This window comes from Croceitalea sp. W27, assembly GCF_055693185.1.
Genome location: NZ_CM146327.1, coordinates 149,862 through 166,547, shown reverse-complemented (window position 1 = coordinate 166,547; position 16,686 = coordinate 149,862). Strand labels below are relative to the sequence as shown.

Below are 16,686 nucleotides of genomic sequence, written 5' to 3'. Positions count from 1 at the left end.
CAAACCTTTTATAGCTCATTAAAAATAGTATGCATTAAGCGCTTTTTATCATTGATGCTTTCCTCTAAAGAAATCATGGTTTCGGTTCTACTTATTCCATCAATATCATCAATTTTAAAAATGATGTTTTTGGCATGTGTAGTATCCTTAGCTCTAATTTTACAGAAAATATTGAACTTACCCGTCGTAATATGAGCAACGGTTACATTAGGTATTTGGGCCAAACGCTCTAATACGAACTTTGTTTGATGGGTCTTTTCAAGAAAAATACCAACATATGCTATAAAAGAGTATCCCAGTTTAACATAATCCAATGTTAAAGAAGAACCTCTAATTATACCGGCTTCCTCCATTTTTTTAACCCTAACATGCACTGTTCCCGCTGATATCAATAACTTTTTGGCAATATCGGTAAACGGTGTTCTGGTGTTGTCGATTAACATATCCAGAATCTGATGATCTATTTCGTCAAGCTTTACTTTGTTCATTTCAATATTATTTTCAACAAAATTAATGAATTAGAGAATAAAACGTAAGAAAACATTATTTTTTTTGAATATTATGTAAGAAAAAGATGGTTTTTAACTTTTCCGGTACGAGAATTAAACTTTTATAACATTAAATACCCAAAAAAATATGTCTTTTTTACTAACGAACCCTGGCATTTCAATTTAGCTTATTTACAATCATGAACCCAAATAGGCATTTACACTCCAAATTTTGCAGACGAAAATTCACATTTTCATCCCACTAACCGTGTTTTGAATTATTAATTTTTATTACATTGAAAATCAGATGTTTATTATTCCTTACCTATACTTAAAATCATGCTAAATTTTATTTAAGACAATATTAGCACTTCTTCTAAATTCAATATTCTAATTTTACGATAAAGAATTATTTACAATTGTGAATTCAGAAATTTCAAATAGACTTCAAAAAGTAATTTCCCATTTCGAACTGACATCTGCTAAATTCGCAGACGCCATAGCTGTGCCCCGTTCTAGTGTATCACATATACTTAATAATAGAAATAAACCAAGTCTTGACTTTATCCTTAAAGTTATTAAGGTGTATCCTGAGATTGATTTGTATTGGTTATTGGAAGGTAAAGGTGACTTCCCCTCCCCCAGCCAAAGAAAAAACCAGTCTCTTCCTTCCAAAATCGAGACCCTATCAAACAAAAGTTCAAATACCACAAAAGAACCTGAAAAGCTCTCAAGTAATTCGCAAAAAGAAATTAATAAGGTGGTGATTTTTTACAAAGACGGTACTTTTGAATCGTATAATCCTAATAAATAGGTTTTATATGGATAAGTATTTTAGTACTTTTCGGCCATGAAAAAACCCCTACTCCAGTTATTGATACTGTACCTTATGTTTTCTTGCCAAGAAGCCCCCGAGAGAAATTGCAAAGACTTTAAAAATGGTGCTTTTAGCTTTACCAGCGTTGTTGAGGGGGATAGCCTTACCACTACTTTCGTTAGAAAAGATGGTATCGAAATCGATTATTTTAGAAATCAAATCGATACTTCAAGTGTTAGATGGATCAACGATTGCGAATATATCTTAAAGCAATTGAACCCGAAAAACAAGCAAGAAGAAAAGTCTATTCATATAAAAATCTTGACAACTACCGATAGTTCTTATACATTTGAATTTAATACTGTGGGAGATTCTAAAAAACTAAGAGGAACTGCCATTAAAAATGACTAACCATGTTTGAAATTTTTACTAGTCCAGATGCATGGATTGCACTGCTCACACTAACTTTTCTTGAAATTGTTTTAGGTATTGATAATATTATTTTTATCTCAATTGCAGCGGGCAAACTAGAGAAAAAAGATAGAAAGAAGGCCACCAATATTGGGCTTGTTCTCGCTATGGCCATGCGTATAGTGCTCCTCTTCGGAATCACGTGGCTTACATCGCTAAAGAAGCCATTTTTGGTACTTAGCGAGTCTTGGATTCATGGTGGAATAAGTTGGCAAGCCCTAATTCTCTTTCTAGGTGGTCTTTTTCTGCTTTATAAGAGCACTAAGGAGATACGCGAGAAAATTGAGGACAAAGGTCATGACGAAAGAGAAGTAAAAAAAGGGCAATCTAACTCTTTGACAAAGGCCATCATACAAATAACCATAATTAATATTGTCTTTTCATTTGACTCTATTCTTACGGCCATCGGAATGACAAATGGCATTTCCCCCAATCCAAATGACGCATTAATCTTGATGATTATAGCGGTTGTTGTCTCTGTTTTAATAATGATGTTGTTCGCAAACCCGGTCGGGGAATTTGTAACTAAACACCCATCTATACAAGTTTTAGGATTGTCTTTTCTAATATTGATCGGCTTTATGCTTATTGCAGAAGCGGCCCACTTATCGCATTTGGTGGTTTTTGACCAAGAAGTTGGCACGATTCCGAAAGGTTACCTGTACTTCTCCATCGCATTCTCATTAATGGTAGAGTTCTTTGATATGCGGATGAAGAAAAATAAGAAACCTGCCGAAGAAAAAATATTGGAAGATTAGACACAAATGAAAACTCAAGTTTTATGATATAAAAAGCCCGCTTAGACGCGGGCTTTTTATTTAATTTGAATTTTGTTTAGTGAACTAGTTTGGCCTACTGAAAGCAACCTCAGGATTTTCACTTTTCTGTTTTTCAAACAATCGCTGCTGTTGTTTTACCGTCATGGTACTACCGTCATGACTCCATCCTGGAGGTCCAAAAACATACATAAGCTTGTGGGAAAGTTTTGGAGATTTTTTCATATCCATCCAGATATCCTTGAATTCATGGGTTAGTATTACAATGGGGTTGTTAGAGTTTGGGGCATGAATAACACCGTACTTAACATCAATAGAATCATCTAGCGGCAGCCAAGTTCCAAATAGCTTATCGAATATGTTTAAAAATCCACCATGGTTTTTATCTAAATACTCGACATTTTGGGCATGATGGACCTGATGCATTGTATGTGTATTCATGAATTTTTCAAAAATACCAAGCTTAGGGAGCAACACCGTATGCAACTGAAATTGCCATAAGGCCTCGATACCTAAACAGAATACGACCATTTCAGGAGAGAAACCGATTGCCGGCATCCACATATAAAATAAAGGCTTATACAAAAGGGTAAACCAACCGTTACGCACTGCTGTTCCTAAATTGAAGTTATCTGATGAATGGTGCACAATATGAGCTGCCCAAAGAATACGAATTTCGTGATTGGCCCTGTGAAACCAGTAATAGGTGAAATCATCAGCTAATTGGCATAAAAGCCAAATATACCAGGCATAACCAAAAGATTTATACCCCATAATATTGGTTCGCACCCCGTCTATTAAAGGATTGAACAGCTCATACACGTAAGTAAATATTACAATTGCAGATACTACTTTTAACAAAGCCGCTAAAATAGCGGAGCCAAGACCCATAAAACCACTTGCGAAAAGATCGTTCCAGTCATACAAATCATGATGTTCGTCATGATTTTTACTATATGTTAATTCCAATAAGATGAAAATGATAAAACAAGGACCTCCGTAAACAAGAGGATTGGTAAAATCCATAAAAAAGCTATTTTAATTCAAATATAAACATCTTAAATGCCCATTCATAAACTGTTGAATATTTAGATGGCAAACACATACTATTACTCGTTATTTGCTAAACAAAGATGTGTAAAACAGGTATGTTCATATTAGAATAAAGTTGTTTGCGATTCTTCATCACTATCTGGTTTGTTTGTATTTTCTCCATCTACATTTTCTTCTTCAACAACTTCTATCTCATTAGGTGACTGTACTTGGGGTTCTTCATAAGGGAGCGATTCCAGAGCGTTTATATTTTTAACCTTATCACTGGTAAGTTGATTGCCAAGGGCTTTAATTCCTTTGATAGCAATAAAATCTTCAACGTCTACTTCATGATTGGCCTTAGCTTCTTTACCTCGTGGTTTCACAAATTCTAGTTCTACAACTGGCCTCCAATCCGTAGATATCAATTCGAGTTGCGATTTGGGATGTTCGGTAATTATCAAATCTTCTCTATTGGCATTTTCAATCAAGAAGCGTTTTATGTAGTAGCGCTCTTTCTCACCATCGTAATAAATGGCAGAAATTGGTTTGTCCGGATTCCATTTTTCAAGAACGATCATATCGTCGTCAAAACGAGCATTTAAATCAGGAACAATTGTTTTTACAAACCCTTTCTGATTTACGACCAGTAATAAGTCATCTGGTCGAAACTCTCCGAGCAGCTCTCCTCTTTCATCCACATTCAAGCGCTGTACAATATCATCGAACCAAATTTTACGCGGTTTTAAGGTAGAAAGTCCTTTTTCTTTTAATTCGATTCGCTTAACAGGATATTTTGTGACAATATTTCCTTTGGAAGTTCTCCCTTTTATTAGAACATCAGCGAAGTCGATATCCCATTTTAGCTTTTTGATACTCCCTGATTGCCTAAGGTGCACTGTGATTACTTCTGCCTCGCCGTTGGGGTTTGCTGAAAAATAAAGCACATCAGAATTCGCATTACCATTGGTGAGGTCATACATTTTGTCTCGCGTAATACTCGTAACATTGAAACGCTTGATATAACTAGGACCTCCCCTGCCATCTTTATAAATCATGTTGAATGTAGTGCGTTTATCCTTTTTCTTAAACACGGCTACATGAATAATATTCTTATCAACAAAAATTTTGGAGTCCACCTTAGTGACCATCATCTCACCTTTTTTGGTAAAAACAATAATATCATCAATGTCACTACAGTCAGTAACATATTCATCGCGCCTTAAGGATGTACCTACAAAGCCTTCTTCGCGATTTACATAGAGTTTTGTATTCCGGATGACCACTTTTGTGGCCTCGATATCGTCGAATATTCTGATTTCGGACTTACGCTCACGCCCCTGTGCATATTTCTTTTTGAGTTCCTGAAAATAGTCGATGGCGAAATCTACCAAATTGGCCAGAAAATTCTTCGTTTCCGCTATTCTATCCTCTAAACTATCTAAATGCTGCTTGGCCTTGTCTAAATCGAATTTAGAGATTCTTTTAATTCGTATCTCCGTCAGTCGAACGATATCCTCTTCGGTAACAGCACGTCGTAAATGCTTGGTGTGCGGTTTAAGGCCTTTATCGATAGCGGCAATAACACCCTCCCAAGTCTCTTCTTCTTCAATTTCACGATAAATACGGTTCTCGATGAATATTCGCTCAAGAGAAGCAAAATGCCACTGTTCTTCCAGTTCGTTGAGTTGAATCTCTAGCTCTGCCTTAAGAAGTTCTACCGTACTATCCGTTGACCTGCGTAACATTTCAGTAACGCCCATGAAAATAGGCTTGTTGTCTTCTATGATACACCCAAGTGGCGAAATAGAAGATTCACACGCAGTGAAGGCATACAAAGCATCTATGGTTTTGTCTGGGGAAATTCCTGAGGGCAAGTGCACCAAAATTTCAACTTCAGCCGCAGTATTATCCTCAATTTTTTTGATTTTTATTTTGCCTTTGTCATTGGCCTTAAGTATAGAATCTATTAAAGAAGAAGTATTGGTTCCGTAGGGTATCTCTTTAATAACCAATGTATTCTTATCAATATTTTCTATTCTTGCTCGAACTCTTATTTTTCCACCGCGAAGACCATCGTTGTAGTTGGTAACGTCTATAATTCCGGAGGTAGGGAAATCAGGATATATCTTAAAACTTTTTCCTTTTAGATGCTTTATGGATGCATCTATCAATTCAACAAAATTATGGGGTAACACTTTTGTCGAAAGACCGACCGCAATACCTTCTGCACCTTGAGCCAACAGCAAGGGAAACTTAACGGGTAAATTAACCGGCTCCTTTTTTCGGCCATCATATGAAAGTTGCCATTCTGTAATCTTAGGACTAAAAATAACCTCCAGAGCAAACTTAGAAAGTCTAGCTTCGATATACCTTGAAGCGGCCGCCCTGTCTCCGGTAAGAATGTTACCCCAGTTGCCTTGGGTGTCAATCAATAAGTCTTTTTGGCCAATTTGCACCATTGCGTCTGCAATACTGGCATCTCCATGAGGATGATATTGCATCGTATGTCCAACAACATTGGCTACTTTATTATAACGCCCATCATCGAGTTCTTTAAGCGAATGCATAATTCTTCGTTGCACAGGCTTAAATCCGTCTTCTATGGCAGGTACCGCTCGTTCAAGAATTACATAAGAAGCATAGTCTAAAAACCAATCTTTATACATGCCCGTTACCCGGGTCAGCGCATCGTCAGGGGCTCCCTCGTTATTCGAAAAGCCTTCTGTCAATTCTTCATTTTCATCCATGTATTAAACAAATCTTATTATTATGATTTACAGTTGATTTTCTTCAACCAAATCAAGTTCTACTTTAAGGTTTTTAATTATAAATTCTTGACGGTCGGGTGTATTTTTACCCATGTAGAATTTCAATAATTCTTCAATGGACATCGCTTTATCTAACATTACAGGTTCTAATCTAATATCGTCACCGATAAAATGCTTGAACTCATCAGGAGAGATTTCGCCCAATCCTTTAAATCGTGTTATTTCGGGTTTGCCTGTAAGTTTCTCAATTGCGTTTTTTCGTTCTTCTTCGCTATAACAATAAATCGTTTCCTTTTTATTTCTTACCCTAAAAAGTGGAGTTTGCAAAATGTATAAATGATTCTCTTTGATTAGTTCAGGAAAAAACTGCAGAAAAAATGTAATCAATAGCAAGCGAATATGCATTCCATCAACATCAGCATCAGTTGCTATCACAATATTATTGTACCGAAGGTCTTCCATAGAATCTTCGATATTGAGTGCAGCCTGTAGTAAATTAAACTCTTCGTTCTCATAAACAATCTTCTTAGACATGCCGTAAGAATTCAGAGGTTTACCTCTAAGACTAAAGACCGCCTGCGTATTTACATCCCTAGATTTGGTTATAGACCCAGAAGCAGAATCTCCCTCGGTTATAAAGAGCGTGCTTTCCAATCGTCTGTCCTTCTTCATATCTTGCAAATGCACCCGACAATCACGTAATTTTTTATTATGTAAACTTGCTTTTTTTGCGCGGTCTCGGGCCAATTTTCGAATACCCGATAGCTCTTTACGTTCTTTTTCGGCCTGCACAATTTTTCGTTGCAAAGCCTCAGCAGTTGTCGTATTCTTATGAAGAAAATTGTCTAAGTATTTCCCTATAAAATCGTTGATGTAGGTCCGTACGGTAGGCAAATCGCCTCCCATGTCCGTAGAACCTAATTTTGTTTTTGTCTGGCTCTCAAACACGGGCTCCATTACTTTTATGGCGATAGCAGAAATAATAGATTTTCTAATATCCGAGGCGTCATAATTTTTGCCATAAAAATCGCGAATGGTTTTTACAATAGCCTCTCTAAAAGCCGCTTGATGCGTTCCGCCCTGTGTGGTATGTTGTCCGTTTACAAAAGAATGGTACTCTTCGCTATATTGCGTTTTACTATGTGTGATAGCAACTTCAATGTCATCTCCCTTTAAATGAACTATCGGATAAAGAAAGTCTTCTTGATTGTTATTGTCTTCTAGTAAATCTTTAAGGCCATTTTCTGAGTGAAACTTCTCGCCATTAAAGACAATGGTCAATCCCGGATTTAAGTACACATAATTTTTGAGCATGCGTTCTACATACTCGTTTCGATATTTGAACTTTTTAAAAATAGCCTCATCAGGAATAAAACTTACATGGGTACCCCTTCGCTTTGTAGAATCTGTCAACTCTTCGTTAACTAGGTTACCCGCTTTAAACTCTGCTGATTTAGATTGTCCATCCCTTATCGATTCAACCCTAAAGTAATTGGAAAGTGCATTGACCGCTTTTGTACCGACACCATTTAACCCAACGGATTTTTTAAACGCCCGGGAATCATACTTGCCGCCCGTGTTCATTTTAGAAACCACATCAACCACTTTACCTAACGGAATACCACGGCCATAGTCTCGAACCCTTACTTCACTGTCTTTTATTACAATTTCAATGGTCTTACCCGCACCCATCACAAACTCATCGATACAATTGTCTAAAACTTCTTTTAAAAGAATATAGATTCCATCATCAGCGGATGAACCATCACCAAGCTTACCAATATACATTCCTGGGCGCATACGAATATGCTCTTTCCAGTCGAGGGAACGGATATTGTCTTCGGTATAATTGGTGTTTGCCATTAAAAATGGGATTATCCCAGCTAATATAGAATTTAGGAGGAAAAATCAAAATGTTACCTCGGGAAAGTAATCAACAAAAGCAAAAAGGATTGTTGATAGCTTATTCCGAACAAAGTCCTGATGCAATTTCTTCCGCTGTTGGGTTAAAAGCATTATCAGAAATATCAGTTTCAATTTCCATATCAGTTGCGAATAATTGCTGAAGGCCACAAAAGTCATTCAATTTTGGGTTAATTCTAGCCGAAATAAATTCAACCTCTATTAAATTAGTAAAACCACTGATGCTTTCTAATGAAGCATTGCCAAAAATACTGACGCCAGTGTTCGCCTTTTCCAAACTTAAAAATCCATTAATATTAGTTATGTTTGAATTACGTTCTATACTTATTCTACCTGCTTCTTTTAAACTATCAAAATTATTCAATGTAGTGGTTCCAGTATTATCTGTAAAATAAAAATTTTCAATTTTTTCTAATTTAGAAAACCCACTCATTTCATTTAAATTCGTATCATTTAATCTTAAAGAATTTAATTCTTTAACTTCATCAAATCCTGTAATAACTGATAAACTATTACAGTCCATTATATCTACGACTGAGGCTATAGTCAATTTTTCAAATCCAATTATACTCTGCATATTTGGATTATTTAAAATAGAAAAATGAGTGTCAATTGAATTCAGTTCGTGAAAAGAGTCTAAAGCAAAAGAACCTTCGTTATCAATAATAAGAAGGCGATTCATTATTTCTAAAAGGGAGAAACCGCCTATGTATTCGATTTGTGGATTTTCTATAAAAACAAAACTTTCAATTTCCAAAACATTGTTAAAAGTGTCTACATTTTTTAATGAGTTATTGTCAGCAATTTGAATAAACTCTACTTCAGAAAGGGCATCGAATTGATTTATTGATTGTAAATTCTCATTATTGTTAATACTCAAAAATTCACTCATTCGAGAAAGATTACGCAACCCCCCCAAATCATTTAGAATCAAATTATCTGAAATAATTACAACTCCATTAACTTCAATTAGTGTTTCTAATCCACCTAAGTTTTCTAACTGATCTGCATTATTAATCCATAATGAGCCTACTTTTTCAATTGTAGACAGTGGATTTAAATTTGATATGTTCGAAGCTGTAGATTGATTTCCACCACAAAAAAGTCTACCAGTTATTTCTGTATATCCTAATGCTCCAAAATCATTAACCTCTTGTTGAGATGTTAAACCAATATCACCTTCAAATACCTTAGCAATAGGCGCTGGCTCTAAAGTGGCAAACTGTTGTTGGTTACCATAAGCAATTCCTTTACTATTAATTGCGTAGGTTCGAATAAAATATGTGGTATTTCCTTCTAAACTTGAAAGTGTCGTTGTAAATGCTCCATCACCAGAACCAACAGCTTGTTTATTATCATTTACTGTAGGGTTTGCTATTGTGTTCCACACAACTCCTCTTTCTGTTACATTTGCTCCGCCATCATTTAAAATTGTACCACCTACTATTGCCGAAGTTTCTTCAATTTCTGTTATTACTGACGTTGATAAACTTGGAAGGTTTATTATAGGCTCTTCAATCTCTTCGTTAGAATCTGAAGAACATCCTATAAAAAGAAATAAGACAATTGTTATGTAAAAAGTATTTTTCATGTTTTTGAGCTAGCAAAGTTTGGTTTAGAAATTTAATAATTACTAGACGAAGAATATATTGTATTCGATATAAATTAAAAAAATCAGACTAAACATTAAACCTAAAATGCATTACATCACCATCTTTAACGATATACTCTTTGCCTTCAACGCGCATTTTACCCGCTTCTTTTACTTTTGCTTCACTACCAAAAGAAATATAATCTGCAAATGAAATCACCTCTGCTCTAATAAACCCTTTCTCAAAATCTGTATGGATTACTCCCGCCGCTTGCGGTGCTGTAGCCCCCACAGGAATTGTCCACGCTCGCACTTCTTTAACCCCTGCCGTAAAATATGTTTCAAGATCCAATAATTTATAGGCACCACGAATCAACTTTGCCGAACCCGGTTCTGAAAGACCGAGGTCTTCTAAAAACAGTTGTCTCTCGTCAAAGGTTTCTAATTCCGTAATGTCCGCTTCGGTTCCTACCGCTAAGAAAATAACTTCAGCATTTTCATTGGCAACTGCCGCTTTTACTTTATCGACATAGGCATTGCCATTTACGGCGCCATCTTCATCTACATTACAAACATACATTACGGGCTTGTCGGTAATTAATTGCAATGGTTTTACAAATTCAATCTTATCATCGTTACTAATTTCAATGGCCCGAACAGATTTACCTGCCTCTAAACCTTCTTTTAATAAAGTGAGCACCGTAGCTTCTTTTTGAGCTTCTTTATTTCCGGTCTTAGCCGCTCTTTTTACTTTATCCAGCTTTTTCTCTACACTTTCTAAATCTTTAAGTTGAAGTTCCATATCAATCGTTTCCTTATCCCTAATAGGGTCCACAGAACCATCTACATGTACAATATTGTCATTGTCAAAACAGCGCAAGACATGAAGTATAGCATCTGTCTCCCTGATATTGCCCAAGAATTGATTGCCCAATCCTTCACCTTTACTGGCCCCTTTTACCAAGCCGGCGATATCTACAATCTCAACCGTTGCAGGAATTACCTTTTCAGGGTTCACCAAATACTCTAATTGCTGTAATCTGGTGTCCGGTACATTCACTACTCCAATATTAGGTTCAATAGTGCAAAAAGGAAAATTAGCACTTTGCGCCTTGGCATTCGATAAACAATTAAAAAGGGTTGATTTACCAACATTTGGCAATCCGACAATTCCAGCTTTCATCTTAAAGTTTTAAGGCTGCAAATATATATTGAAGTTTTGTTTTTTGAGGTGAAAATGTGGCCGTTAGTCGATTTGCCTTGAAATTTTAAGTTCTTTCTATACTAAAACCAATGTTTGTAGGTTTAATTATAAGCCTCAACCAAATCGCATGTATAAAAATTACTTCGATGTAGCCTATATTGTTGATGACAGTAAGCTCATGGCAAAACTGCATTCCAAGATCATCAACAAACTAAATATTTCTCAAGAAGTCAAGGACTATTGCAATCCCATCGACGCGTTGAAAGGTTTGGTTAAAGACATTACTCAAAAGAAAACAGCGCTTTTATTATTGGATTTAGATATGCCTAATGTTGATGGCGCTAATTTTTTAGAAATACTATCACAATTAGATGTAGACCCAAGAAAACTTAGTGTTTACATAATTAGTTCCACTTTAAAAGACCATTTACACAAAGAAATTCTTTACCATAACTTCGTGCGCAGGCATATTGTAAAACCGCTTAAGAAAGAAGACTTGGTGATACTACAACTAAAAAAGCTACATGAAAGAAATCGGCAGATTGCAAGCTGATGATTATGTATTCTAAATTCCTTTGATTAGAGAATAAAGCAAAATAACAATCACCGTTAGGATACCGAAAATCGCAATTGCAGACAGTAGGCATCCGATGTTTTTCCAAACACCTTTGTATTCTTTTTCTTCTTCTTGCATAAAAAAACCCGAACCATAGCGATTCGGGCAAAATTAATCGTTTTTAATACTACCCATCAGGGTGCATAAACTTTTGCTTTCCTAAAAGTTGCTCCTCTGTTTCTACCCTACCTTCATCGGGCACACAACAATCAACTGGGCAAACAGCGGCACATTGTGGTTCTTCATGAAAACCCATACACTCCGTACACTTATCAGGTGCAATATAATAGACTTCATCACTTATCGGTTCTTGAACCTCCTCGGCATTTACCGCTTTACCATCTGGCAACACTACATCTCCTTCTAAAGAAGTACCATCGCTGTAGCGCCACTCGTCCGCTCCTTCGTAAATTGCCGTGTTTGGACATTCAGGTTCGCAAGCACCACAATTTATACATTCATCTGTTATAATAATCGCCATAATTTTCTTTTCTTTTGCTGAACTAGATTCAGCATCGCTTACTTTTGCACAAAAATAAACCCCACTAATTTAGTGTACAAATATAATGACAGTAGACAGTGCTATATTGCAAGCTTTTGTTAAACTCGGTAACTTTCTTGTTGATTTTTGTGATAATAAAAGTGATACCGATTCTCCCTGGAACAAACGTCTTCAAGAAACAATCATAACTGCTGGCCACCAAAACGGATGGTTTACCGAAGATAATGTGCTGCATGCCCTGAAACAATGGGGTAGCTTACTAAGCCAAGAGAATTTACAAAAATGGTTGTCTAAATACCCCGAAAATGATAAAAGTGTCGCTAAAACCGTGGCTATAATAATGGCGGGCAATATTCCGCTTGTTGGTTTCCATGATTTTATTTGTGTGTTATTGACTGGAAATAAAGTGCAAGCAAAGTTATCTTCAAATGATAAAGCTTTACTTCCCTTTTTGGCAGATTATCTAATTAATAAAAACAGCACGCTAAAAGACAGGGTTCTTTTCACGAACGAGAGATTACAAGATTTTGATGCGGTAATTGCTACCGGAAGTAACAATACGGGGCGTTATTTTGAATACTATTTCGAAAAGCACCCCAATATTATTAGAAAAAATCGTAATTCCATTGGCATCTTATCTGGCTCTGAAACTAAAGAAGAACTAGCACTACTTGGCGAAGATATTTTCAGGTATTTTGGTTTAGGGTGTAGAAGTGTTTCTAAGTTATTTGTTCCTAAATCATATGACTTTACCGGTTTCTTTGAGGCCATTTTTGAATTTGAATGGGTGCTCAATAGTAGTAAATACATGAATAATTATGACTACAATAAAGCCGTTTACCTCATGTCAGATTTCAAATTATTCGATAATAACTTTATACTTTTAAAAGAAGATGAGGGTTATGGCTCACCAATAGGAACTTTATTTTACGAATATTATGACACTGAAACAGAATTGAACGCAAAACTTAGAACCCAAAAAGACCAATTGCAGTGTGTTGTTTCAAATGGGTCGGTCGAAGGTTCTATTTCTTTCGGAGCTACACAGCGACCAAGTCTAAACGATTACGCAGATGGCGAAGACACCATCAAATTTATTTTAGAATTATAAATCATGGTTTCCTATTTTTCATTCTCTTAAATTTTAAGACCTTTACGGCTCAAATTTTAAGACAAGGCAACTACACCGATCACCCAAATATTAAAGACAACATAGATGAAAAAACATAATTTTAGCGCAGGACCCTGTATTCTTCCGCAAGAAGTAATGAAAAAAGCCGCAGAGGCCGTAATAGATTTAAATGGAAGTGGTCTTTCATTGATAGAAATATCACATCGAAGTCCAGCTTTTGTTGAAATTATGGAAACCGCACGTTCTTTAGCTTTAGAACTGTTAGGCTTATCGGAGAAAGGATATACGGCGTTATTTCTTCAAGGTGGAGCGAGTACCCAATTTTTAGCCGTTGCTTATAATTTGTTGGAAAAGAAAGCGGGCTATTTAAATACAGGCACATGGAGTTTAAAGGCCATAAAAGAAGCGCGTTTGTTCGGCGATGTTGTTGAAGTAGCTTCTTCGCAAGAGAAAAACTTCAACTATATTCCAAAGGGGTATGACATTCCGAAGGGGTTGGATTATTTTCATCTCACTTCTAACAACACTATATTCGGAACGCAACTAAAAGAATTCCCAACAGTTGACTGTCCGCTGATATGTGATATGAGTTCCGATATTTTTTCCCGCCAGCTAGATTTTTCAAAATTCGATTTGATTTACGCCGGAGCCCAAAAAAATATGGGTCCTGCCGGTACGACTTTAGTGGTTGTAAAAGATGCTATTTTGGGTAAGGTTTCAAGAAAAATCCCTTCCATGTTAGACTACAAAACCCATATTAGTAAAGACAGTATGTTCAATACGCCACCTGTGTTTCCAGTCTATGTATCTATGCTAACAATGCAATGGTTAAAAGATTTGGGCGGTATCTCAGCTATTGAAGAAACCAATGAAAAGAAAGCAAATCTTATTTATTCTGAAATTGATTTAAACCCGGTATTCTCAGGTTTTGCTGCCAAAGAAGATCGTTCAAATATGAATGCTACTTTTAATATAACCGATGATACCTTAAAAGAAACTTTTGACAAAAATTGTAAAGAGGCAGGCATCAATGGCTTAAATGGTCACAGATCAGTAGGTGGTTATCGCGCATCTATGTATAATGCGCTGTCCTTAGAAAGTGTGGGCATTTTGGTAGATATTATGAGTGAATTAGAACGTAAAGGGTAATTAAATGATGAAGGTTTTAGCCAACGACGGAATATCTGCTTCTGGAGTTCAAAAATTAGAACAAGGTGGTTTTGAGGTATTGACCACCAAAGTAGCACAAGAACAGCTAGTTAATTTTATTAATGAAAATAATGTCAATGCACTATTAGTACGGAGTGCTACCGAGGTTAGAAAAGAATTGATCGATGCTTGTACTTCATTGCAATTGATTGGTCGTGGCGGGGTTGGAATGGATAACATTGATGTAGCCCATGCAAAATCGAAGGGAATTCATGTTATTAATACCCCAGCGGCATCTTCAGAGTCCGTCGCCGAATTGGTTTTCGCACATTTGTTCAGTGGGGTTCGCTACTTGCACGATTCTAATAGAAATATGCCACTTGAAGGAGATAGTAAGTTTAAACAATTGAAAAAGTCATATGGTGGTGGTTCTGAATTAAGAGGTAAAACTATCGGAATTATAGGCTTCGGAAGAATTGGCCAAGCTACTGCGAAAATCGCCTTGGGCATTGGCATGAAAGTTCTTTTTACAGACAGTAATATTAAGGAGTTGGATTTGAGTTTAGATTTTTACAATGGTCAATCCTTAACGTTTCATCTAAAAAGCAATAGCTTGGATGACGTTTTAAAGCATTCTGATTTTTTGACCTTACATGTTCCCGCTCAGAAGGAATATATAATTGGCGCTCAGGAATTTTCTAAAATGAAGGATGGTGTTGGTATCATAAACGCTTCTAGAGGTGGCACTGTTGATGAAGTTGCCCTTGTAGATGCCTTAGAGACAGGTAAAGTTGCTTTTGCCGGCTTAGATGTTTATGAATCTGAACCTAATCCAGAGATAAAAATTTTAATGCATCCCAAAATTTCGCTTACACCACATATTGGTGCGGCTACCAATGAAGCTCAAGATAGAATAGGTTTAGAACTTGCAGACCAAATTATCGAATTGCTTCAATAAAGTCGATTTTACCACCTTTTCTTTGTAAAGTGGTTCTTTTTTGTACATTGTAACCTTTATTCTAAACACTATAAAAATGTCAGGATTATTAGATTTAATAAATAGCCCAATAGGCAAACAACTAATTAGCGGTGTTGCCGGTCAAACCGGTCAGCCAGAAAACAAAACAGCGGATGTGCTTGCAATGGCCATGCCTTTGATTATGGGCGCCATGAAAAAAAACACCTCTACCCCTGGTGGAGCGCAAGGACTCATGAATGCCCTTTCTTCTAAGCATGATGGAAGCATCTTGGATAACCTTGGAGGTTTATTCGGTGGTGGTGTAGACCAATCGGTAATGGATGACGGTGCAGGAATTTTAGGTCATGTTTTTGGTTCTAAACAGCCTCAAGTTGAAAACGCTTTAAGTAGTAAGGCGGGTATTGATGCAGGTTCCGTAGCACAAATATTAAAAATTGCTGCCCCTATACTTTTAGGTTATCTAGGAAAACAGACGAGGCAACAAAACGTATCTAGCCCAGATGCTTTAAGTGGTCTTTTAGGTGGTCTAATGGGCGGAACAAAAACTGCAAACAAACAGCAATCTTTAATTGAGTCGTTTTTAGACTCTGACGGCGATGGCAGTGTAATCGATGACCTAGCTGGTATGGTACTCTCTGGCGGAAACCAAAAGAAAAGCGGACTTGGAGGCCTTTTAGGAGGTTTGTTCGGAAAATAACATCAAACTATAGTATTTAACAAGCCGTTTAGACATTCTAAGCGGCTTTTTTTATATTTTAAGGGTATGAAAAAGAATATTTTAAATCTATTTACTGCACTCTTATTACTTAGTACATCTTTAAGTTCTTGTGGTACCCAAAAAGAAGCTTTGGCCATTTCTGATAAGGAAAAAGAAATCTTTGCTTCGCAATCAGAGGAACCTGTTGAAATTTCAGATGAAAAAACGGAATATGAAATCATTATTATTGAACCGGGTTTTAACATTTGGCTGCAAAGTGTGGCCAGACCAGAAGGTTACTATTCGAAATCTTTTTTAGAAAATCGTAATCAAATACTGGTACTCAATTGGAATCAAAGAGTTTTACAACCAAATAGATTCAATCCAAATTTATACGAACTACAAATAAATTATGACCCCCAAATAGATTACGGCTACGAAGTGAATTATAAACTCTATAATTATTTTGTATTCTTTCAAAGAAGATACAATCAACGCCTAGGCCCTTTTTTACCTCGAATATAATCTTGTAAATTTG

General features: G+C 36.3%; 16 protein-coding genes. 9 read left to right on the top strand and 7 right to left on the bottom strand.

What is annotated here, in order from left to right; translation table 11 throughout:
• Window positions 1-8: 8 nt before the first annotated feature.
• Window positions 9-488: an Lrp/AsnC family transcriptional regulator gene (locus ACZ1GR_RS00790; protein WP_377765128.1), complete on the bottom strand. Its 480-nt coding sequence runs from the start codon at window positions 486-488 to the stop codon at window positions 9-11.
• Window positions 489-909: 421 nt separating this feature from the next.
• On the opposite strand from ACZ1GR_RS00790, the gene ACZ1GR_RS00785 reads away from it, so the two are divergent.
• Genes ACZ1GR_RS00785 through ACZ1GR_RS00775 form a run of 3 tightly spaced genes read left to right on the top strand, consistent with a single transcriptional unit; the run spans window position 910 to window position 2,534 of the window.
• Complete coding sequence (locus tag ACZ1GR_RS00785; protein WP_472610371.1) at window positions 910-1,302, top strand: helix-turn-helix transcriptional regulator; 393 nt, start codon at window positions 910-912, stop codon at window positions 1,300-1,302.
• 36 nt (window positions 1,303-1,338) lie between these two features.
• The gene (locus tag ACZ1GR_RS00780) at window positions 1,339-1,716 is read left to right on the top strand and encodes a DNA topoisomerase IV (RefSeq protein ID WP_472610370.1); all 378 of its coding nucleotides are present in this window, start codon (window positions 1,339-1,341) and stop codon (window positions 1,714-1,716) included.
• 2 nt (window positions 1,717-1,718) lie between these two features.
• Window positions 1,719-2,534, top strand: coding sequence for a TerC family protein (locus tag ACZ1GR_RS00775; RefSeq protein WP_377765133.1), 816 nt, complete (start codon window positions 1,719-1,721; stop codon window positions 2,532-2,534).
• 84 nt (window positions 2,535-2,618) lie between these two features.
• On the opposite strand, the gene ACZ1GR_RS00770 is transcribed toward ACZ1GR_RS00775, so the two are convergent.
• The 5 genes from ACZ1GR_RS00770 to ychF all read right to left on the bottom strand — a co-directional run bounded on the left by ACZ1GR_RS00770 (window position 2,619) and on the right by ychF (window position 11,052).
• Complete coding sequence (locus ACZ1GR_RS00770) at window positions 2,619-3,578, bottom strand: sterol desaturase family protein (RefSeq protein ID WP_472610369.1); 960 nt, start codon at window positions 3,576-3,578, stop codon at window positions 2,619-2,621.
• 131 nt (window positions 3,579-3,709) lie between these two features.
• Window positions 3,710-6,334 (bottom strand): DNA gyrase/topoisomerase IV subunit A, encoded by a 2,625-nt coding sequence (locus ACZ1GR_RS00765; protein WP_472610368.1) that lies wholly within the window; start codon window positions 6,332-6,334, stop codon window positions 3,710-3,712.
• Window positions 6,335-6,361: 27 nt separating this feature from the next.
• Window positions 6,362-8,218, bottom strand: coding sequence for a DNA topoisomerase IV subunit B (locus ACZ1GR_RS00760; RefSeq protein ID WP_377765137.1), 1,857 nt, complete (start codon window positions 8,216-8,218; stop codon window positions 6,362-6,364).
• Window positions 8,219-8,318: 100 nt separating this feature from the next.
• Window positions 8,319-9,869, bottom strand: a complete 1,551-nt coding sequence (locus ACZ1GR_RS00755; RefSeq protein WP_472610367.1) for a hypothetical protein — start codon at window positions 9,867-9,869, stop codon at window positions 8,319-8,321.
• A gap of 88 nt (window positions 9,870-9,957) precedes the next feature.
• Entirely contained in the window at window positions 9,958-11,052 is a 1,095-nt protein-coding gene (ychF, locus tag ACZ1GR_RS00750) for a redox-regulated ATPase YchF (RefSeq protein WP_472610366.1), read from the bottom strand.
• Between the two features lie 148 nt (window positions 11,053-11,200).
• Between ychF and ACZ1GR_RS00745 the strand changes: the two genes are divergently transcribed.
• Window positions 11,201-11,626: a response regulator gene (locus ACZ1GR_RS00745; RefSeq protein ID WP_472610365.1), complete on the top strand. Its 426-nt coding sequence runs from the start codon at window positions 11,201-11,203 to the stop codon at window positions 11,624-11,626.
• A 190-nt stretch (window positions 11,627-11,816) separates the two neighbouring features.
• Here ACZ1GR_RS00745 and ACZ1GR_RS00740 read toward each other — a convergent pair whose 3' ends face one another.
• A complete protein-coding gene (locus ACZ1GR_RS00740; RefSeq protein WP_472610364.1) occupies window positions 11,817-12,170 on the bottom strand; it encodes a 4Fe-4S dicluster domain-containing protein in 354 nt (117 codons plus the stop codon).
• 85 nt (window positions 12,171-12,255) lie between these two features.
• On the opposite strand from ACZ1GR_RS00740, the gene ACZ1GR_RS00735 reads away from it, so the two are divergent.
• From ACZ1GR_RS00735 to ACZ1GR_RS00715, 5 genes are all read left to right on the top strand, one after another.
• Entirely contained in the window at window positions 12,256-13,302 is a 1,047-nt protein-coding gene (locus ACZ1GR_RS00735) for an acyl-CoA reductase (protein WP_472610363.1), read from the top strand.
• Window positions 13,303-13,407: 105 nt separating this feature from the next.
• Window positions 13,408-14,472: a 3-phosphoserine/phosphohydroxythreonine transaminase gene (gene serC / locus ACZ1GR_RS00730; RefSeq protein WP_472610362.1), complete on the top strand. Its 1,065-nt coding sequence runs from the start codon at window positions 13,408-13,410 to the stop codon at window positions 14,470-14,472.
• A 7-nt stretch (window positions 14,473-14,479) separates the two neighbouring features.
• Window positions 14,480-15,430: a D-2-hydroxyacid dehydrogenase gene (locus ACZ1GR_RS00725; RefSeq protein ID WP_472611839.1), complete on the top strand. Its 951-nt coding sequence runs from the start codon at window positions 14,480-14,482 to the stop codon at window positions 15,428-15,430.
• Between the two features lie 76 nt (window positions 15,431-15,506).
• Window positions 15,507-16,148, top strand: a complete 642-nt coding sequence (locus ACZ1GR_RS00720; protein ID WP_377765150.1) for a DUF937 domain-containing protein — start codon at window positions 15,507-15,509, stop codon at window positions 16,146-16,148.
• A gap of 66 nt (window positions 16,149-16,214) precedes the next feature.
• The gene (locus tag ACZ1GR_RS00715; protein WP_472610361.1) at window positions 16,215-16,673 is read left to right on the top strand and encodes a DUF6146 family protein; all 459 of its coding nucleotides are present in this window, start codon (window positions 16,215-16,217) and stop codon (window positions 16,671-16,673) included.
• Window positions 16,674-16,686: the final 13 nt, after the last annotated feature.